The organism is Tessaracoccus sp. MC1865, from assembly GCF_017815535.1.
Taxonomy (GTDB): domain Bacteria; phylum Actinomycetota; class Actinomycetes; order Propionibacteriales; family Propionibacteriaceae; genus Arachnia.
This window is the reverse complement of the sequence record NZ_CP072596.1, coordinates 1,840,990-1,858,669: the sequence shown is the minus strand read 5'-3', so window position 1 is coordinate 1,858,669 and position 17,680 is coordinate 1,840,990. Positions and strand designations below refer to the sequence as shown.

The following is a 17,680-nucleotide window of genomic DNA, read 5'->3' as shown; positions in this document are numbered from 1 at the left end:
TCCAGGCGACCCGGCCGAAACCCACACCCCTAGGAGTCCATCATGAAGCAGGGAATTCACCCTGATTACGTCGAGGCCCAGGTCACCTGCACCTGCGGCAACACGTACACCACCCACAGCACCAAGGCAACGCTGAACGCCGACGTGTGCGCCGAATGCCACCCGTTCTACACCGGCAAGCAGAAGATTCTTGACACCGGTGGCCGCGTGGCGCGCTTCGCGAAGCGTTACGCCAAGAAGTAGCCAAGCAGACGAACGCCGTGATCCGGGCAGTGCCCGGACCGGCGTTCGTTTCTTTTTGCCCTCGATCCACCGCGCCCAGGAGCCAGCCATGTTCGACAACGCACAGCCTCTGATCGACGAGTTCCGCGATCTGGAGAAGCAGCTATCAGACCCCGAACTGCACTCCGACATGGCCCGCTCCCGCAGGGTCGGGCGCCGCTACGCCGCGCTGCGTCCCGTCGTCGAGGGCATCGAGGAGTACCGCCGGCTGACCGGTGACCGCGGGGCGGCTGCTGAGTTGGCGGCCGACGATCCGGCGTTCGCAGACGAGGTCGCGGAACTGGACGCCGAGATCGAGACGGCCACGGCCAAGCTCACCCGGCTGCTCGCCCCGCGCGACCCCAACGACGACGCCGACGCCCTCGTCGAGATCAAATCCGGCGAAGGCGGCGACGAGTCCGCCCTGTTCGCGGGCGACCTGTTGCGCATGTACACCCGCTACGCCGAAGACCTCGGTTGGAAGATCGAGATCCTCGATGCGCAGGACACAGACCTGGGCGGGTACAAGTCGGTCACCGTCGCGGTCAAGGGCGGCAGCAGCCTGGGGTTCGGGCCCTACGGCCGGCTCAAGTTCGAGGGTGGCGTGCACCGCGTCCAGCGGGTGCCGGTCACGGAATCGCAGGGGCGCATCCACACCTCGGCCGCAGGCGTCCTGGTGATGCCGGACGTGGAGGCCGATGAGGTGGAGATCAACGACGACGACCTCCGCATCGACGTGTACCGCTCATCCGGCCCCGGCGGCCAGGGCGTCAACACCACAGACTCCGCCGTGCGCATCACGCACCTCCCGACGGGCGTGGTGGTGAGCTGCCAGAACGAACGCTCCCAGCTGCAGAACCGCGAATCCGCCATGCGGATGCTGCGCGCCCGCCTCACCCAACGCGCGGAGGCGGAGGCCGCCGCGGCGGCCTCCGACGCCCGCAAGTCGCAGGTGCGCACCGTGGACCGTTCGGAGCGCATCCGCACCTACAACTTCCCGGAGAACCGGATCACTGACCACCGGATCGGGTTCAAGGCCCACAACCTCGATGCCGTGCTCGAGGGGGCGCTCGCCCCGCTGCTCGACGCGCTGGCGGAGCAGGATCTGGCCGAGCGCCTCGCCGGAGTGGGCGGGTGAGGGCCAGCGACGTCGCCCACGAGGTCGCCGAACGCCTGACCCGCTGCGGCTCGCCCAGCCCCGGCCCTGAGGCGCGCACCCTGGTGGCGCATGTGCTCGGCATCGAGCCGGCACAGTTGCTGGTGGCGACAGTCTCGCCCGGGCAGCGCGCCGTCGTCGACCAGCTCGTCGACCTCCGCGCCGGGGGTGCGCCGCTGCAGCACCTGACCGGAGTGGCCCACTTCCGGTACGAGACCCTCGAGGTCGGCCCCGGCGTGTTCGTCCCGCGTCCGGAGACCGAGGAGATGGTCACCTGGGCCCTGCAGCGACTGGCCGTGCGGCCCGTCGGTCGGCGCCGTGTCGTGGAGCTGTGCGCCGGCTCGGGTGCCATCACAGCGGCCATCGGCCACGAGTTGGGGCAGGTGGAGCTCCACGCCGTCGAACTCTCGCCCGAGGCGCACGCGTATCTCGTGCGCAACCTCCAAGGGCTGGCCGTCGACGTCGTGCTCGGCGACATGGCGGAGGCGTTCCACGAACTCGACGGCACCGTTGACCTCGTGATCGTCAACCCCCCGTACATCCCGGAGCCGCACAGGCAACTGCTGCCCGCTGACGTGCTGCAGGACCCCGAGATGGCGCTGTTCTCAGGCCAGGACGGCCTCGACGCGCTGCGGGTGGTTTCAGAGGTCGCCACCCGGCTGTTGCGCCCCGGCGGGCTGCTCGCGACGGAGCATGACGACTCCCATGCTCCCGCCGTCGTGCGCCTGTGTGAGGAGGCCGGGTTCGCCGACGTGGTCTCACACAACGATCTGACGGGCCGCCCACGGTTCGTCACTGCCGCCGCACCGGCGGATGATGGCAGGATTGGGCTGTGACTCAATCCCCACGCGTCTTCGACCTCGACGCCGACGGCGACACCGGCCTCCGCGAGGCCGCCGCAGCCGTCCGCGAGGGCCAGTGCATCGTGCTGCCCACAGACACCGTCTACGGCATCGGGGCAGACGCCTTCGACGCGGACGCCGTACAGCGGCTGCTCAACGCCAAGGAGCGCGGCCGCGACATGCCCCCGCCCGTGCTGGTGGCGGAGCCGTCCATGCTGCGCGCGGTCGCCGACGAGGTGCCCGAGGGTGCGGCTGCGCTGGCGAAGGCCTTCTGGCCCGGTGCGCTCACCCTGATCCTGCGCGCCCAGCCCCGCTCCGGCATGCAACTGGGGGACACCGGCGGCACGGTCGCCGTGCGGGTCCCGGACCATGAGGGCGCGCGAGCCCTGCTGCGCCACACCGGCCCGCTCGCTGTGAGCTCCGCCAACGTCCACGGCCGGCCCGCCGCGGTGACGGCCCAGGAGGCGGTCGACCAGCTGGGCGACCGCGTCGCCGTCTACCTCGACGCGGGGCCCGCCGCCGAGGGAGTGGCGTCCACCATCGTCGACTTCGCCTCCTCGCCCGAGGGTCGTGTCCTCAGGGAAGGCGCGCTGAGCCTGGCGCAGCTGCACGAGTTCGCACCCCAGGTCGTCGGCCTACCGACGGAGCCCGAACCGGAACCTGATCCGGAGCCCGAACTCGAACCCGAGTCTGCGCCGGAGCCCGAGCCGCAGTCCGACGTCTCGGCCGAGGGTGAACCCGAGGAACCGGGTCACTAGTGCGCGAATACCTCCTGGTGCTGTTCGTCGCAGCCGGTGCCACCTACCTCCTGTCGGGGTTGGCCCGGACCATCGCGGTGCGCACGGGAGCCCTCGCCACGGTCCGCAACCGGGACGTCCACACCCATCCCATCCCGTACTTCGGCGGCATGGCGATGTTCGGTGGCCTGGTCATCGCCATGCTGCTCGCCGTCCAGATGCCGTTCCTCGGCCGGTACACCACCGTGGAGCACGATGCCTCCGCCGTGCTGTGGGCGGGCCTGGTCATCTGCATCGTCGGCGTGCTCGACGACAAGTACGACATGCCGGCGTTGGTGAAGCTGGGCGGCCAGGTGCTGGCCGCCGGCGTCGCCGTCATGCAGGGCGTGCGCATCTACTGGATCCCGCTGCCGGACCGGATCGTCGGGCTCGACGACACCACCAGCATCATGGTGACCGTCCTGATCATCGCCATCTGTGTCAACGCCGTGAACTTCGTCGACGGCCTCGACGGCCTGGCCGCCGGGGTGGTCGCGATCGGGTCCGGCGCCTTCTTCAGCTACACCTACGTGTTGGCCTACGAACAGGAACTCGCCCGCGCCACGACGGCGAGCCTCATCACGGTGGCCACCTGTGGCATCGCCGTGGGGTTCCTGTTCCACAACTGGCACCCCGCGAAGATGTTCATGGGCGACTCGGGCGCGATGCTGCTCGGGCTGCTGATGGCCATGAGCGCCATCTCCTTCACGGGCCAGCTGGACCCCAGCGCGCTCGCGCAGGGCAGCGATGTGTTGCCCGCCATCCTGCCCATCCTGCTGCCCGTGGCGGCGCTTGCGCTGCCGCTCCTCGACCTGATGCTCGCCTGGGTGCGGCGGGCCTGGAACGGCCAACACCCGTTCCAAGCGGACAAGCAGCACCTGCATCACCGACTGCTGGCCCGGGGACACTCCCATTGGGGGGCCGTGCTGCTCATGTACGGCTGGTCCGCTGTCGTCTCGGTGGGGCTGGTGCTGATCGCCCTCACGAACCGCTCGACCGCGGTGTGGCTGGTGGCGGGCAGCCTGGTGACCGTGCTGGTGCTCACCCTCTGGCCGGTGCGCACAGCCCCGAGCTTCATCGGCGGCCGCGAGGCCGAGGTCGTCGACACGAAGAGCGTCGATGACTGAACCACGCCGTCGGGTGACCGGAGCCACCCGACGGGCCAAGGAGATGATGATCGGCGGCGTGATCGCAGGTCACGTCGTGGGTCTCACCATCCTCGGCCTCGCCCTGGCCGTCGACGGCCCGAGCGCCGCACTGACGGCCGCCCTCGGTTTCGCCGCCGTCGTCATCTTCTATTCGATCGGGCAGGCGCTCGAGGTGGTCGCCTCAGAACTCGAACCCTTCCAGGGGCTCAGCCTGGTGCTGGTGAGTTACGGCGTCCGGGTCGTGGGCATCGCGGCCGGCCTGTGGGCCCTGCTGAGCCTGCCCACCGTCGCGCCGCACGTCTCCAAGGGATGGCTGCTCCTGAGCGTGGCGGGCACAGTGCTGGCCTGGGTGTTCGGCGTCGTGTTCGTGGCCTCGCGGCAGCGTGTGCCGGTCTACGACCACGAGTACGAGCCGCCGTCCTCCGGCTGAGGCGCAGGTTTTTGGGACAGGGAGTTGCCGATGTGTAACAACCTGCTCTTTCCGCTAGGCTCAACCACGTTATGGGCACTTCACCTACGCCAGGCGACGGGTCAGAGCGTTCTGGCCCCACCGGGCATGAGGACGGCATGGCCGTTCTCGCCTACATCCTCGCAGGGTTGATCTTCTACGGGGGCCTCGGGTGGGTCGGTGATCATTTCCTCGAGACAACATGGTTACTGCCACTCGGACTCATCGTAGGACTTGTCAGTAGCTTGTATCTGATCATCAAACGATATGGGAGTGGTACGTGACTCTGGGCCTTCTTCCGCTGGAGACCGGCGGCGACTACGAGCCACCTGGCACCGGGGACTTCCTCTGGGGATCCATCATGCCGGGCGTCCTCCCCGACTGGGTCAACAAGCCCCTCATCCAGGCGGTCATCGGCGCCCTCCTGGTCATCACTCTGTGGGTGATTGCGTCCCGCAAGCTGAAGGTGCGGCCCACGAAGGGTCAGTTCTTCGCGGAGTACCTCTACGAGTTCGTCCGCAACGGCATCGCGCGCGACATCCTGCACTCTGACTTCCGCAGGTTCCTGCCGTACCTGCTCGGCCTCTTCACCTTCCTGCTGGTGAACAACTGGTTCGGCCAGTTCTTCTTCTTCATGTACCCGGCGTTCTCCAACGTCGGCTACGCCTATGGCCTGGCCATCCTCTCCTGGCTGGTCTACGTCGGCGCAGGCTTCGCCAAGTGGGGCTTCGGCGGCTTCCTCAAGAAGGCGCTCGTCCCCGACGGCGTGCCGGTGTACCTGTTGCCGCTGGTCATTCCGCTGGAGTTCCTGGCCACGTTCATCACGCGCCCCATCACGCTGGCCCTGCGTCTCTTCGCCAACCTGTTCGCCGGCCACCTCGTGGTCATGGTGTTCGTGGTCGGCGGCGGCTGGCTCCTCACGCAGCAGGACAACCTGTTCTACAACATCTCCGGCGGCGTCTCGATCCTCTTCAGCCTCATCATCATGCTGCTGGAACTGTTCATCGGCGCCCTGCAGGCCTACATCTTCACCGTCCTCACCGCCCAGTACGTGTCGACCTCGATCGCCGAGGCGCACTAAAGCACCGAAAACCCTCCCCAGGTCGACCGCCTGGGTAGTCATCCGAAAGGAAACACATGTCCCTCCTCGAAATCACCGGCAACCTGAACATGATCGGTTACGCGATCGCCACGATCGCTCCCGCCCTCGGCGTTGCCTGGATCTTCGCGTCGGTCATCAACGGCACTGCCCGTCAGCCGGAGGCCCGTGGGGCCATGATGAGCACCGCCTTCATCGGCTTCGCCGTTGTTGAGGCTCTCGCCATCATCGCCATCGCTCTCGCGTTCGTTCTCTGAGGCATCCTGTGGTCCCCTTGGAAGGGGCGCAAGACATCCTTGGGCCCCTTGCACCCCACCACTGGTCGGAGGTGTTCGCGGGCATCGGCTTGATGCTGATCATCTTCCTCATCATGTGGAAGGTCGTCGTTCCGGCATTCGAGAAGATGTACGAAGAGCGCTCGAACAAGATCGAAGGTGGCATGCAACGCGCTGCAGCGGCTGAGGCGAAGGCCGAAGCTGCGCTCGCTGAGTACAACGATCAGCTCAATGCTGCCCGTGAGGAAGCCGCCCGTATCCGTGAGGATGCGAAGAACCAGTCCGCCACGATCCTCGCCGAGGCTCGCGACAAGGCCGGCAAGGAATCCCAGCGGATTCTGCAGTCGGGCCGTGCGCAGCTCGAGGCGGAGCGTTCGCAGCTGGTTCAGGATCTTCGCGGTGAGGTCGGCGGCCTGGCCACCGTTCTCGCCGGCAAGATCGTCGGTGAGTCCCTCACGGACGACGAGCGTGCCATGCGCACCATCGATCGTTTCCTGGCTGAGCTCGAGACGGCAGGATCGGATCGATGACGGTCCGCGACGTTGCTTACGCTGCGCTCGACTCCGAGGTGGCCGGCATCAGCACTGATGCCGGCACCGCGGAAGAGTTGTTCGCCGTCGTCGATCTGCTCGACGGTCAGCCGACGCTGCGTCGAAGCCTTTCGGATCCTTCGGCCTCCGAGGCCAACCGTGCGCACCTCGCCGAGCGGTTGCTCGGCGGGAAGATCTCGCAGGCGGCGCTCGACGTCGTCGTGGCGATCGTCAAGCACTCGTGGAACAGCGGTAACAGGCTGGTCGGCGCTCTCGAGCGGCAGGGCATTCGCCTGGTGCTGCGCAGTGCGCACCGCGAGGGTCGCATCGACGAGGTCACGGGTGATCTCTACCAGTTGTCCGTGACCGTGGACGCGAACCGCGAACTGGCCGGAGCGCTGCGCAACGCGCAGTATCCACTGGAAGGCAAACGCCACCTCATCAACCGGCTCGTCTCCGGCAAGGTCCACCCCGCAACCGCGATGCTCGCATCGCGCGCGGCGAAGGCCCGCAAGCGCACCTTCGCCCTCACGGCGAAGTCGTACGTGGAGATGGGTGCGGACATCGCAGGCGAAGAGATGGCCCTGGTCACGGTCGCACGGCCGCTCGACCCCCAACGTGTCGCCCGCCTGAAGTCAGCTCTGGAGAGGCAGGTGGGCGGTCCCGTCAACCTGCAGATCGAGGTCGACCCCGCTGTGCTCGGCGGCATGAGCGTGGTCATCGGCGATGACGTAATCGAATCAACCGTTGCTGCACGGCTCGAAGATGCCCGCAGGCAGCTCACCACCTTCTGAATCCTAAGAAAGAGTAGGACGACATGGCTGAACTCACCATCAGTCCGGACGAGATCCGCAACGCCCTGGACGATTTCGTGCAGGCGTACGAGCCCAAGGCCGCCGGCCGCACCGAGGTCGGCACTGTCGTCTCCTCGGGCGACGGCATCGCCCGCGTCGAGGGCCTGCCCTCGGCCATGGCCAATGAACTGCTGCGCTTCGAGAACGGCACCCTCGGCATCGCCCTCAACCTGGACGAGCGTGAGATCGGCGTCGTCGTCCTGGGCAATTCCGAAGGCATCAACGAAGGCTCGACCGTGCACGGCACGGGCGACGTCCTCTCGGTCCCTGTCGGCGACGGCTACCTCGGCCGCGTCGTGGACGCCATGGGTAACCCCATCGATGGTCTCGGCGAGATCAGCGGCATCGAGGGACGCCGCGCTCTCGAACTGCAGGCCGCAGGCGTCATGGACCGTCAGGAGGTGCGTGAGCCGCTGCAGACCGGTCTGAAGTCGATCGACGCGATGATCCCGATCGGCCGTGGCCAGCGTCAGCTGATCATCGGCGACCGCAAGACGGGCAAGACCGCCATCGCGATCGACACGATCATCAACCAGAAGGCCAACTGGGAATCCGGTGACAAGAAGAAGCAGGTCCGCTGCATCTACGTCGCCATCGGCCAGAAGGGCTCGACGATCGCCGAGGTCAGGGGCACGCTCGAGGCAGCCGGCGCGATGGAGTACACGACCATCGTGCACGCACCGGCGTCAGATCCCGCGGGCTTCAAGTACATCGCCCCCTACGCAGGTTCCGCCATCGGCCAGCACTGGATGTACCAGGGCGCCCACGTGCTGATCGTGTTCGACGACCTCACCAAGCAGGCCGAGGCCTACCGTGCGATGTCGCTGCTGCTGCGTCGTCCCCCGGGCCGCGAGGCCTACCCCGGTGACGTCTTCTACCTCCACTCCCGTCTGCTGGAGCGTTGCGCGAAGCTGTCGAACGAGCTCGGTGGCGGCTCGATGACCGGTCTGCCGATCATCGAGACGAAGGCCAACGACGTGTCGGCCTACATCCCGACCAACGTGATCTCCATCACCGACGGCCAGATCTTCCTCCAGTCGGACCTCTTCAACGCCAACCAGCGCCCGGCGGTCGACGTCGGCGTGTCCGTGTCGCGAGTCGGCGGAGCCGCACAGGTGAAGGCCATGAAGCAGGTGTCCGGCTCGCTGAAGCTGAGCCTGGCCCAGTACCGCGACATGCAGGCGTTCGCCATGTTCGCCTCGGACCTCGACGCGACCACCCGCCGCCAGCTCGACCGGGGCGCCCGCCTCACCGAGCTGCTGCGCCAGGGCCAGTATGCGCCGTACCCGGTGGAGGACCAGATCATCTCCGTGTGGTCCGGCATCGAGGGTCACTTCGACGACGTACCGGTCGATGATGTGCTGCGGTTCGAGCAGGAACTGCTCGACTACCTGCGTCACAACTCGTCGGTGCTGACCGACATCGCCGGCGACTTCCAGTTCGGCGACGACCGCAAGGCAGCCACCGTCCAGGCGATCGGTGAGTTCAAGAAGGTTTTCCGCACGTCCGAGGGCAAGCTGCTCGTCGGCCGTGAGGAGCACAAGCCGCTCGAGGACGAGGACATCGCCCAGACGACGATCGTGCGCCAGAAGCGGGGCTGATAGAGCATGGCATCCAGTCTGCGTGAGCTTCGCCAGCGTCGTCGATCCGTATCGACGACCAAGAAGATCACCCGAGCCATGGAGCTCATCGCCGCCTCCCGCGTCGTCAAGGCGCAGCAGGCGGCGAGAGCCGCGGCCCCGTACACCCGCGAACTGACCCAGGCCGTCTCGGCCCTGGCCAGCGTGGAGGATCTCGATCACCCGCTGCTGCGCGATGTGGAGAAGCCGCGTCGTTCGGCGATGCTGCTGATCACCTCTGACCGTGGTCTCGCAGGCGCCTACTCGACCAATGCCATCAAGGCGGCCGAGCAGTTGCACGCGAAGATCATCCAGGAGGGGCAGGAGAACGTCCAGTACATCACGGGCAGCAAGGGCGTGGCGTACTTCGATTTCCGCAACCGTCACATCGAGCAGTCGTGGACGGGCTTCTCGGATCGTCCCACGTATGCCAACGCCAAGGAGATCGCCGATGTCCTCATCGAGCGTTTCCTGCGCCCCTACGAGGAGGGCGGCGTCGACCAACTGCACATCGTCGGTACGCGCTTCGTCTCGATGATGACGCAGACCGCCGTTGCGGTTCGACTGCTTCCGTTGGTCGTCGAGGACGCCCCGAGCGGCTACGTCGACAGCGCGGAGGAGACCCACCCGTTCTACGAGTTCGAGCCCGATGCACGCACAGTGCTCGACAGGCTCCTGCCGCTGTTCGTCGCGAACCGTATCCACACGGCGCTCCTACAGTCGGCCGCATCCGAGCTGGCGAACCGCCAGCGCGCCATGAAGTCGGCCACCGACAATGCGCAGGAGCTCATCGAGAAGCTGACCCGCGCCGAGAACCAGGCTCGCCAGGCGGGCATCACACAGGAAATCACTGAGATCGTCGGCGGCGCTTCGGCGCTGGCGGAATCAGCCGGAAACGAATGAGGTAACAAATGACTGCCACTGTGAGCGACACGCAGCCCGCCACCACCGGTGGTGTCGGCCGCGTTACCCGCGTCATCGGCCCCGTCGTGGACGTCGAGTTCGCGGCTGACCAGATCCCGCCCATCGGCAATGCACTGACCGTTGAGACCGAGGTCATGGGCGAGAAGCGCACCATGACCATGGAGACCGCCCTCCACGTCGGCGACAACGTGGTGCGCGCCATCGCCCTGAAGCCCACCGACGGCATGCGCCGTGGGGCCGAGGTCACCGACACCGGCGACGCCATCACGGTGCCCGTGGGCGACGTGACCAAGGGCCACGTCTGGAACGTGACCGGTGACGTGCTCAACGTCGACCCCTCGTCGATCGAGATCACCGAGCGCTGGCCCATCCACCGCGCGGCCCCCGCGTTCGATGCGCTGGAGTCCCGCACCGAGATGCTCGAGACGGGCATCAAGGTCCTCGACCTCCTCACCCCGTACGTGAAGGGCGGCAAGATCGGCCTCTTCGGTGGTGCGGGTGTCGGCAAGACGGTCCTCATCCAGGAGATGATCTACCGCATCGCCCACAACTTCGGTGGCACCTCGGTGTTCGCCGGTGTGGGGGAGCGCACCCGTGAGGGCAACGACCTGATCAATGAAATGGAAGAGGCGGGCGTCCTCAAGGACACCGCGCTCGTCTTCGGCCAGATGGACGAGCCGCCGGGCACCCGCCTGCGCGTCGCCCTGTCGGCTCTGACCATGGCGGAGTACTTCCGCGATGTGCAGAACCAGGACGTGCTGTTGTTCATCGACAACATCTTCCGCTTCACGCAGGCCGGTTCTGAGGTCTCCACGCTGCTGGGGCGCATGCCCTCCGCGGTGGGTTACCAGCCGAACCTCGCCGACGAGATGGGGCAGCTCCAGGAGCGCATCACCTCGACGAAGGGTCACTCCATCACGTCGATGCAGGCCATCTACGTGCCGGCCGATGACTACACCGACCCCGCCCCGGCCACCACGTTCGCCCACCTGGACGCCACCACGGAACTTTCCCGTGAGATCGCCTCGCGTGGTCTGTACCCTGCCGTGGACCCGCTCACCTCGTCGTCGCGCATCCTGGACCCGCAGTACATCGGCCAGGAGCACTACGACACCGCGGTGCGCGTGAAGCAGATCCTGCAGCGCAACAAGGAACTGCAGGACATCATCGCCATCCTCGGTATCGACGAGCTGTCCGAAGAGGACAAGATCATCGTGAACCGCGCGCGTCGCATCCAGCAGTTCCTGTCGCAGAACACCTACATGGCCGAGAAGTTCACGAACATCCCGGGTTCCTCGGTGCCGCTGGCCGACACGATCGAGTCGTTCCAGATGATCTGCAACGGTGACGTCGACCACATCGCTGAGCAGGCGTTCTTCAATGTCGGCGGCATGGACGACGTCATGGCCAACTGGGACCGCATGCAGAAGGAAAGCTGAGTCCATGGAGCACGCACCGCTGCATGTCGAGGTTGTCTCGGCCGACCGCGTGGTCTGGTCCGGCGACGCCGTCAACATCATCGCGCGCACGGTCGAGGGCGATATCGGCATCCTGCCCGGTCACGAACCGCTGCTGGCGGTCCTCGAGCCGTCCATGGTCGAGATCGTGACCGCTGAGGGCGCCAGCGAGTCGCTCATGGTCGACGGCGGGTTCATCTCGGTGGCCCACGGCCACGTGTCGGTGCTGGCGCAGTTCGCCACGCTCGGTCACGAGGTGAGTCTGGAGGAGGCCCGTAAGGAACTCGCGCCGCTCGTCCTGAAGGCCCAGCAGGGTCAGGCCGACGACGCCGAGATCCACCGGCTCAAGATGCTCAAGGCCCAGGTTCGCGCAGGCGAACGAGCGGCCAGCAACTAGAAGCACCCACCACTCAGGGCGGTCCTCCATCGGGGGGCTGCCCTGAGTGCATACTTGGGAAGTCCCGCAGCGAAAGGAGACCGGCAGATGTGGGAGATCGTCTGGACAACGTTGATGGTGATTGCCATTGTCCTGCTCCCTTTCGCGCTGCTGTACCTCCGCCGCCGCTGGCTCACTGGCCAGGGCGGTCTTTTTGATTGCGCGTATCAGATCAACGAGAAGACCCCCGGCTCCGGGTGGGTGCTCGGCATGGGCAGGTACCGGGGCGAGAACCTTGAATGGTTCCGGGCCTTCTCACTGAACCTGCGCCCCAAGCGGGTCTTCCCCCGCGTCGCCACCGCGTACGTGCACCAGCGTCAGCCGGCGGGCCTGGAGGCCATCGCGCTGTTCGAGGACTCCATGATCGTCACGGTGCGCGACCGTTTCACCGGGTCGACGTCGTCGCTCTCCATGGCACGCGATGAGGTGCTGGCACTGATGAGCTGGCTCGAGTCAGCCCCGCCCGGCTCCAACTACCTGCCGACCTCGGCGGATTCGCCCCCCTGATCTTCCGGGGCTCGCCAAAACCGGGCGCAGTCAGGCTCGCGCCGGCTTCTCGCGGTCAGTTCCCGGTACCCAGAGGACTTCATGCTCCGTGCCGTTGGCGGCGCGGCTCATGATGAACAGCAGATCCGAGAGGCGGTTGAGGTACTTGATCGCCAGCGAGTTCACCCCGCCGTCGACGTCCAGGCCGTGTTCCTCGGCGCAGGCCCACGCCGCCCGCTCTGCGCGGCGGGCCACCGTGCGGGCCACATGGAGCTGCGCGCCCGAGGGGCTCCCACCGGGGAGGATGAAGCTGCGCAGGACCGGCAGGTCCTCTTGGAGCTCGTCGCAGTACGCCTCGAGACGGTCGATCGAGGGCTGCTCGATGCGCAGCGGGGGCCACTTGGGGTCCGGGTCCAGCGGGTTGGAGATGTCCGCGCCCACGTCGAACAGCTCGTTGCGGACGAGGGCCAGCATCTCGACCACCCGATCCGGCAACCCTCCGAGGGCGACGGCCACACCGATGACGGAGTTCGCCTCGTCGGTGTGCCCGTAGGCCTCGACGCGCAGATCGGTCTTGCGGACTTCGGAGTTGTCTGACAGGCGGGTGGTGCCCGCGTCGCCGGTGCGGGTATAGATCTTCGAGAGTGTGACCATGGTCCCAATCTATGCCAGAGTGAAGCCGTGCGTATTCGAGCCCTTGCCATGTTGAGCGCGGCCGCGCTCGTTTCCTTCTCCGCCTGTACCGACGCGAACCAGACCAACACAGGTCCGGTCTCGGGCGAGAACACCACCACCTGCGAGTACCCCAGCGCGGGGGAGCCCGCGAAGGCCGTCGATGCGCCAGCCACCACAGGGGTGCCGACGCAGGGCGAGGTGACCGCCACACTCGAGCTGACGGCAGGTGACGTCACCATCACGATGGACCGGGCCAAGGCCCCGTGCACCGTCAACTCGTTCGTCTCGCTCGCGGAGCAGGGATACTTCGACGACACCGTGTGCCACCGCCTCACGGACTACGGCATCTTCGTGCTGCAGTGCGGCGACCCATCGGCCACGGGCATGGGTGGGCCGGGCTACAGCTACGCCGACGAGCTCGAGCCCATCAAGGACCTGGGGCAGGCGGCCTACCCGACGGGGACCGTCGCTATGGCCAATGCGGGCCCGGACACCAACGGCTCGCAGTTCTTCCTGGTCTATGCGGATTCGCAGCTGGCGCCGGATTACACGGTCTTCGGCACCATGGACCAGGCCGGCATCGATGTGGTGGGCGGCATCGCGGCCCAGGGCGTGGACGCGGGGGACCAGACCTCGCCCATCGCGGAGGCGAAGATCACCGCCGTCACGCTCGGCTGATTCACTGTTCAGTGACCTGACAACGGACTTCGTCGGTGTTATGGATACCCCCGGGGGTATCTGTTAGGGTGGTGTCATTACAGACCCACGAGGAGAAGATCACCATGCTGCTGCATCGCTTCTACGACGAAGATCTCGCTCAGGCCAGCTACCTGATCGGATGCCAGGCGGAGAACACCGCCGTCGTCGTCGACCCCCGACGCGACATCGACGAGTACCTCGAGCTGGCCGCCCGGCACGACATGAAGATCGTGGCCGTCACCGAGACCCACATCCACGCCGACTACCTGTCCGGCACCCGCGAACTTGCCGCCGCCACGGGCGCCACGATCTACGTCTCAGGTGAGGGCGGCGAGGACTGGCAATACGACTTCGAGGGTGAGCGCCTCTACGACCGCAACACCATCACCATCGGCAACATCACCATCGAGGCCCGTCACACCCCGGGCCACACCCCCGAACACCTGTCATTCCTCGTCACAGACGGCGCCTTCGCCAGCGACCCCGGCTACCTGCTGTCAGGGGACTTCGTCTTCTCCGGCGACCTCGGCCGCCCCGACCTGCTCGACGAGGCCGCCGGCGGAGTCGACACCCGCTTCGGTGGCGCCAGGCAGCTCTTCGCCAGCCTCAAGAACGTCTTCCTCCAGCTCCCCGACCACGTGCAGGTCTACCCGGCCCACGGCGCGGGCAGCGCCTGCGGCAAGGCGCTCGGCGCGCTGCCGTCCACCACGGTGGGCTACGAGCGCACCTACGCCTGGTGGGCACCCTTCCTGGCCTCCGACGACGAGCAGGGCTTCGTCTATGAGCTCCTCGACGGCCAGCCCGACGCGCACGCCTACTTCGGGCGGATGAAGCGTCAGAACCGGAGCGGACCGGCCGTGCTGGGCCACCCGCTCGCCGAACTCCCCGAACTGGACAAAGCGTCCCTGGCGGCGCAGATCGGCGACGGCGAGGTCATCCTCGTCGACACGCGTCCGCACGACGAGGTCCATGGCGGGACGGTGAAGGGCTCCGTGAACGTGCCCGGCCTGGACAAGTCCGCCACCTACGGCTCCTGGGTCTACGATCCCGAGACCGACACAGCGTCCCTGGTCCTCCTTGCGTCGGACCGCGACGAGGCCAACGCCTACCGGCAGCACCTCATGCGCGTCGGGATCGACCAGGTCGCTGGCTACACCACGAGCCTCGATGGGCTGCCCATGTACACCCCGACGGTGGTCCAGCCGGCCGAGCTCGCGTCCTACGAGCGCGACATGCTGCTGGATGTCCGCAACAAGACCGAGCACGCCGAGGGCGCCATCGACGGTTCGTACCAGCTGAGCGGCGGCCGCGTCCTGTGGCATCTGGACGAGCTGCCCCGCGACGGCAGGATCGTCTCCTACTGCCGCAGCGGGGTCCGCAACTCCGTGGCCGCCTCGGCCCTGCGTCGGAAGGGCTATGACGTGGCCGAGTTGGACGGTAGTTGGCTGGGGTGGGTGGCCTACCAGGAAGCCGCCAAGTAGGTGGTCACCACAGTCCTGGTACTGGTCCTCGCCGTCGCCGTCGGGCTCTCATTGGGCCTCCTCGGCGGCGGCGGGTCCATCCTCACCGTGCCCCTGCTGACCTATGTCGCCGGCATGGGGCCCAAGGAGGCGATCGCCTCCTCGCTGTTCATCGTGGGTGCCACCTCGATGCTGAGCCTCTTCGCGCACGCGCGCGCCGGCAACGTGCAGTGGCGCACCGGCCTGGTCTTCGGCGCGGCCAGCATGGCCGGTGCGTTCGCCGGTGGTCTGGCCGGGGGCCGCATCCCGGGCTTCGTGCTGATGCTGCTCTTCGCGTTGATGATGATCGCCACCTCGGTGGCCATGATCCGCGGCCGAAAAGCAGGGACGACGAAGAAGCGCGACCATCTCCCGGTGGCGAAGATCGTGCTCGAGGGCCTCGTCGTCGGCGCCGTGACCGGTCTGGTGGGCGCCGGGGGCGGGTTCCTGGTCGTTCCTGCGCTGGCGCTGCTCGGGGGCCTGCGCATGTCCGTGGCCGTGGGCACGTCGCTGCTGGTGATTTCGATGAAGTCGTTCGCGGGCCTCGCCGGCTACCTGACGACGGTGAGCATCGACTGGCCGCTCGTGCTGGGAGTGACCGCCACGGCCATGGTCGGGGCGCTCATCGGTGCCCGCCTGACCCGGATGGTTCCGGAGAAGGCGCTGCGCAAGGGGTTCGGCATCTTCGTGTTGGCGATGGGCATCTTCGTGCTCAGCCAGGAAGTGCCGCCGCTCCTCAGTTCTGGGTCAGGAACATCCGGGTGATGCTGGTGAAGGTCTCCGGGTCATCGGCGTGCACCCAATGCCCGGCGTTCCTCACCGTCACCTGACGCACCCTCGGGAAGAGCGCCTGCATGGGCGCCTCATGCTCAGGCAGGCAGTAGGGGGAGCGGCCTCCGGTCACCCACAACACCGGCCCGTCGAACTCGCCCTCGATGTGGGGCCAGCCGCCCACCGCGTGGAGTGAATCTGCCAGCAGGTCCAGGTTCGCCAGCCAGAACCACACGTGGTCCTTGTGGTGCAGGTTCTGCAGCAGGAAGCGGCGCACCGTCCGGTCCGGGATGAGTTCCTCGAGGGCCTCCTCGGCCTGGGTCCGGCTGTGCACCTCAGCCAGGTCGAGTGAGCGTAGCGCCGCCACCAGGTTGACGAACTGGGCCGCCTCCACGTTGCGGGCGGGCGAGATGTCCACCACCATCAGCTTCTCGACCAGTTCCGGCGCCTGGAGGGCGACGCGCATGGCGATCTTGCCGCCCAGCGAGTGTCCGATGAGTGCGACGGGCTCGTCGAACGACTGGTGGAGCCATTCGGCGACCTCTGCGGCCTGGTTGTCCAGCGAGAACGTCTCCGTCCACGGCGAGCGGCCGTGGTTGGGGAGATCCACCAGGTAGCTGGTGGCGACACCCGTCAGCCCGGTGGCGATGGAGCCGAAGTTCTTGCCTTGACCGAAGAGCCCGTGCAGGAACACTGCTGTGTGTTCCCCGGAACCGATGGTGAGGTGGTGCAGTTGGTTCGTCATGCCTGTCCCCAGCAGTGTGTGTGCCAATGTCGTCGGGCCTCGATGCCCGTGTCGAGGCCGTAGGCGCCGTTCTCAGGCCAGGCGACGACGTGCGCGGTGCCGGAGGCGACCGTCTGCTGGCAGCCGGGACAGCGGTACTCCTTCTCCGCCCGCTGTGCGGGGACGTCGCGCACGATGTAGCTGACGCCCCCCTTCCTCACCCTGCGCTGCGAGCCGCCGGAGAGCAGCGGGCGCGGCGCCCGCAGGTGCTTGGAGGGGCGCCGACCCATCAGAAGAGCCGCTCGTCGACGTTGTCGAGACCCCGCAGTGCGTCGTAGTCGATCAGGCGGCACTCGATGCCCCTGTCGGTGGCGAGCGTCCGGGCCTGCGGCTTGATCTGCTGGGCGGCGAAGATGCCGCGCACGGGGGAGAGTTGGGGGTCGCGGTTCATCAGTTCGAGGTAGCGGGTGAGCTGTTCCACGCCGTCGATCTCGCCGCGGCGCTTCACCTCGACGGCGACGTAGCCGGTGCCTTCCCGCAGGAGGAGGTCCACCGGGCCGATGGGCGTGAGGTATTCGCGCTGCACGAGCTTGAGGCCTTCGCCCAGCGTGCCGGGGTGCTCAGCGAGTAGGGCCTGGAGGTTCTCCTCCACACCGTCCTTCTGCAGGCCGGGGTCGATTCCGAGTTCGTGCGCCGAATCGTGCAGGACGTCCGCGATGGAGATGTGCAGGGTGTCGCCGTCCTTGGCGCGCACCTGCCACACTTCCGTGATCCCGAGCCGTTCGGAGGCCTCCGGATCCGGCTGCGTGATCTGCATGGTGCACGGCGGGCTCATCCAATTGAGCGGCTTGTAGGCGCGGTCGTCCGCGTGGATCGAGACCGACCCGTCAGCCTTGACCAGGATGAGCCGGGTGGCCAGGGGGAGGTGGGCGGTCAGCCTGCCCACGTAATCAACCTGGCACCTCGCAATGACCAAACGCACCCGTCCAACCTAGCAGGCT

General features: G+C 67.1%; 22 protein-coding genes. 18 read left to right on the top strand and 4 right to left on the bottom strand.

Annotation, left to right across the window (positions count from 1 at the left end):
- The first annotated feature begins 42 nt into the window (after nucleotides 1–42).
- The 15 genes from rpmE to J7D54_RS08565 all read left to right on the top strand — a co-directional run bounded on the left by rpmE (nucleotide 43) and on the right by J7D54_RS08565 (nucleotide 12,332).
- Complete coding sequence (rpmE, locus tag J7D54_RS08635) at nucleotides 43–243, top strand: 50S ribosomal protein L31 (protein WP_076058500.1); 201 nt, start codon at nucleotides 43–45, stop codon at nucleotides 241–243.
- 88 nt (nucleotides 244–331) lie between these two features.
- Nucleotides 332–1,399 carry a peptide chain release factor 1 gene (gene prfA, locus J7D54_RS08630; protein ID WP_182763527.1) on the top strand — a complete coding sequence of 356 codons (1,068 nt, stop codon included), beginning with the start codon at nucleotides 332–334 and terminating at the stop codon, nucleotides 1,397–1,399.
- Entirely contained in the window at nucleotides 1,396–2,253 is an 858-nt protein-coding gene (prmC, locus tag J7D54_RS08625; protein WP_182763526.1) for a peptide chain release factor N(5)-glutamine methyltransferase, read from the top strand. Before prfA ends, prmC begins: the two co-directional genes overlap by 4 nt.
- On the top strand, nucleotides 2,250–3,017 hold the full coding sequence (locus tag J7D54_RS08620) for an L-threonylcarbamoyladenylate synthase (RefSeq protein ID WP_182763525.1): 768 nt from the start codon (nucleotides 2,250–2,252) through the stop codon (nucleotides 3,015–3,017). The genes prmC and J7D54_RS08620 overlap by 4 nt, the downstream gene beginning before the upstream one ends.
- On the top strand, nucleotides 3,017–4,162 hold the full coding sequence (locus J7D54_RS08615; protein ID WP_182763524.1) for an MraY family glycosyltransferase: 1,146 nt from the start codon (nucleotides 3,017–3,019) through the stop codon (nucleotides 4,160–4,162). The genes J7D54_RS08620 and J7D54_RS08615 overlap by 1 nt, the downstream gene beginning before the upstream one ends.
- Nucleotides 4,155–4,613 carry a hypothetical protein gene (locus J7D54_RS08610; RefSeq protein ID WP_182763523.1) on the top strand — a complete coding sequence of 153 codons (459 nt, stop codon included), beginning with the start codon at nucleotides 4,155–4,157 and terminating at the stop codon, nucleotides 4,611–4,613. Before J7D54_RS08615 ends, J7D54_RS08610 begins: the two co-directional genes overlap by 8 nt.
- Before the next feature lie 298 nt (nucleotides 4,614–4,911).
- Nucleotides 4,912–5,712 carry a F0F1 ATP synthase subunit A gene (gene atpB, locus J7D54_RS08605; RefSeq protein WP_182763522.1) on the top strand — a complete coding sequence of 267 codons (801 nt, stop codon included), beginning with the start codon at nucleotides 4,912–4,914 and terminating at the stop codon, nucleotides 5,710–5,712.
- Between the two features lie 56 nt (nucleotides 5,713–5,768).
- Complete coding sequence (gene atpE / locus J7D54_RS08600) at nucleotides 5,769–5,987, top strand: ATP synthase F0 subunit C (RefSeq protein WP_076058514.1); 219 nt, start codon at nucleotides 5,769–5,771, stop codon at nucleotides 5,985–5,987.
- Between the two features lie 17 nt (nucleotides 5,988–6,004).
- The gene (locus J7D54_RS08595; protein ID WP_076059433.1) at nucleotides 6,005–6,535 is read left to right on the top strand and encodes a F0F1 ATP synthase subunit B; all 531 of its coding nucleotides are present in this window, start codon (nucleotides 6,005–6,007) and stop codon (nucleotides 6,533–6,535) included.
- Nucleotides 6,532–7,329, top strand: a complete 798-nt coding sequence (locus J7D54_RS08590) for a F0F1 ATP synthase subunit delta (RefSeq protein WP_182763521.1) — start codon at nucleotides 6,532–6,534, stop codon at nucleotides 7,327–7,329. The genes J7D54_RS08595 and J7D54_RS08590 overlap by 4 nt, the downstream gene beginning before the upstream one ends.
- 23 nt (nucleotides 7,330–7,352) lie before the next feature.
- Complete coding sequence (atpA, locus tag J7D54_RS08585) at nucleotides 7,353–8,990, top strand: F0F1 ATP synthase subunit alpha (RefSeq protein ID WP_182763520.1); 1,638 nt, start codon at nucleotides 7,353–7,355, stop codon at nucleotides 8,988–8,990.
- 6 nt (nucleotides 8,991–8,996) lie between these two features.
- Nucleotides 8,997–9,911 carry a F0F1 ATP synthase subunit gamma gene (locus J7D54_RS08580; RefSeq protein ID WP_182763519.1) on the top strand — a complete coding sequence of 305 codons (915 nt, stop codon included), beginning with the start codon at nucleotides 8,997–8,999 and terminating at the stop codon, nucleotides 9,909–9,911.
- Nucleotides 9,912–9,919: 8 nt separating this feature from the next.
- Nucleotides 9,920–11,371 (top strand): F0F1 ATP synthase subunit beta, encoded by a 1,452-nt coding sequence (gene atpD / locus J7D54_RS08575; RefSeq protein WP_182763518.1) that lies wholly within the window; start codon nucleotides 9,920–9,922, stop codon nucleotides 11,369–11,371.
- A 4-nt stretch (nucleotides 11,372–11,375) separates the two neighbouring features.
- Entirely contained in the window at nucleotides 11,376–11,786 is a 411-nt protein-coding gene (locus J7D54_RS08570) for a F0F1 ATP synthase subunit epsilon (protein ID WP_076058527.1), read from the top strand.
- A gap of 87 nt (nucleotides 11,787–11,873) precedes the next feature.
- Nucleotides 11,874–12,332, top strand: a complete 459-nt coding sequence (locus J7D54_RS08565; RefSeq protein ID WP_182763517.1) for a DUF2550 domain-containing protein — start codon at nucleotides 11,874–11,876, stop codon at nucleotides 12,330–12,332.
- Between the two features lie 30 nt (nucleotides 12,333–12,362).
- Here J7D54_RS08565 and J7D54_RS08560 read toward each other — a convergent pair whose 3' ends face one another.
- A complete protein-coding gene (locus tag J7D54_RS08560) occupies nucleotides 12,363–12,965 on the bottom strand; it encodes a cob(I)yrinic acid a,c-diamide adenosyltransferase (RefSeq protein WP_182763516.1) in 603 nt (200 codons plus the stop codon).
- Nucleotides 12,966–12,992: 27 nt separating this feature from the next.
- On the opposite strand from J7D54_RS08560, the gene J7D54_RS08555 reads away from it, so the two are divergent.
- The 3 genes from J7D54_RS08555 (at nucleotide 12,993) to J7D54_RS08545 (ending at nucleotide 15,949) form a co-directional block, all read left to right on the top strand.
- Nucleotides 12,993–13,664: a peptidylprolyl isomerase gene (locus J7D54_RS08555; protein ID WP_245243926.1), complete on the top strand. Its 672-nt coding sequence runs from the start codon at nucleotides 12,993–12,995 to the stop codon at nucleotides 13,662–13,664.
- 104 nt (nucleotides 13,665–13,768) lie between these two features.
- Nucleotides 13,769–15,166: an MBL fold metallo-hydrolase gene (locus J7D54_RS08550; protein WP_182763683.1), complete on the top strand. Its 1,398-nt coding sequence runs from the start codon at nucleotides 13,769–13,771 to the stop codon at nucleotides 15,164–15,166.
- On the top strand, nucleotides 15,167–15,949 hold the full coding sequence (locus J7D54_RS08545; RefSeq protein ID WP_182763515.1) for a sulfite exporter TauE/SafE family protein: 783 nt from the start codon (nucleotides 15,167–15,169) through the stop codon (nucleotides 15,947–15,949).
- Here the strand turns inward: J7D54_RS08545 and J7D54_RS08540 are convergent.
- Genes J7D54_RS08540 through nucS form a run of 3 tightly spaced genes read right to left on the bottom strand, consistent with a single transcriptional unit; the run spans nucleotide 15,921 to nucleotide 17,661 of the window.
- A complete protein-coding gene (locus tag J7D54_RS08540; protein ID WP_182763514.1) occupies nucleotides 15,921–16,700 on the bottom strand; it encodes an alpha/beta fold hydrolase in 780 nt (259 codons plus the stop codon). The two genes, J7D54_RS08545 and J7D54_RS08540, sit on opposite strands and share 29 nt — an antisense overlap.
- Entirely contained in the window at nucleotides 16,697–16,969 is a 273-nt protein-coding gene (locus tag J7D54_RS08535; protein WP_182763513.1) for a hypothetical protein, read from the bottom strand. The genes J7D54_RS08540 and J7D54_RS08535 overlap by 4 nt, the downstream gene beginning before the upstream one ends.
- Entirely contained in the window at nucleotides 16,969–17,661 is a 693-nt protein-coding gene (gene nucS, locus J7D54_RS08530) for an endonuclease NucS (protein ID WP_182763512.1), read from the bottom strand. Before nucS ends, J7D54_RS08535 begins: the two co-directional genes overlap by 1 nt.
- Nucleotides 17,662–17,680: the final 19 nt, after the last annotated feature.

What these genes read in the sequence shown, in the direction of transcription:
- rpmE (WP_076058500.1), top strand. Translation starts at nt 43, where the DNA reads ATGAAGCAGGGAATTCACCCTGATTACGTCGAGGCCCAGGTCACCTGC.
- J7D54_RS08590 (WP_182763521.1), top strand. Translation starts at nt 6,532, where the DNA reads ATGACGGTCCGCGACGTTGCTTACGCTGCGCTCGACTCCGAGGTGGCC.
- J7D54_RS08535 (WP_182763513.1), bottom strand. Translation starts at nt 16,969, where the DNA reads ATGGGTCGGCGCCCCTCCAAGCACCTGCGGGCGCCGCGCCCGCTGCTC.
- atpE (WP_076058514.1), top strand. Translation starts at nt 5,769, where the DNA reads ATGTCCCTCCTCGAAATCACCGGCAACCTGAACATGATCGGTTACGCG.
- atpA (WP_182763520.1), top strand. Translation starts at nt 7,353, where the DNA reads ATGGCTGAACTCACCATCAGTCCGGACGAGATCCGCAACGCCCTGGAC.
- J7D54_RS08565 (WP_182763517.1), top strand. Translation starts at nt 11,874, where the DNA reads ATGTGGGAGATCGTCTGGACAACGTTGATGGTGATTGCCATTGTCCTG.
- J7D54_RS08580 (WP_182763519.1), top strand. Translation starts at nt 8,997, where the DNA reads ATGGCATCCAGTCTGCGTGAGCTTCGCCAGCGTCGTCGATCCGTATCG.
- J7D54_RS08570 (WP_076058527.1), top strand. Translation starts at nt 11,376, where the DNA reads ATGGAGCACGCACCGCTGCATGTCGAGGTTGTCTCGGCCGACCGCGTG.
- J7D54_RS08610 (WP_182763523.1), top strand. Translation starts at nt 4,155, where the DNA reads ATGACTGAACCACGCCGTCGGGTGACCGGAGCCACCCGACGGGCCAAG.
- prfA (WP_182763527.1), top strand. Translation starts at nt 332, where the DNA reads ATGTTCGACAACGCACAGCCTCTGATCGACGAGTTCCGCGATCTGGAG.
- J7D54_RS08550 (WP_182763683.1), top strand. Translation starts at nt 13,769, where the DNA reads ATGCTGCTGCATCGCTTCTACGACGAAGATCTCGCTCAGGCCAGCTAC.
- J7D54_RS08540 (WP_182763514.1), bottom strand. Translation starts at nt 16,700, where the DNA reads ATGACGAACCAACTGCACCACCTCACCATCGGTTCCGGGGAACACACA.
- atpD (WP_182763518.1), top strand. Translation starts at nt 9,920, where the DNA reads ATGACTGCCACTGTGAGCGACACGCAGCCCGCCACCACCGGTGGTGTC.
- J7D54_RS08560 (WP_182763516.1), bottom strand. Translation starts at nt 12,965, where the DNA reads ATGGTCACACTCTCGAAGATCTATACCCGCACCGGCGACGCGGGCACC.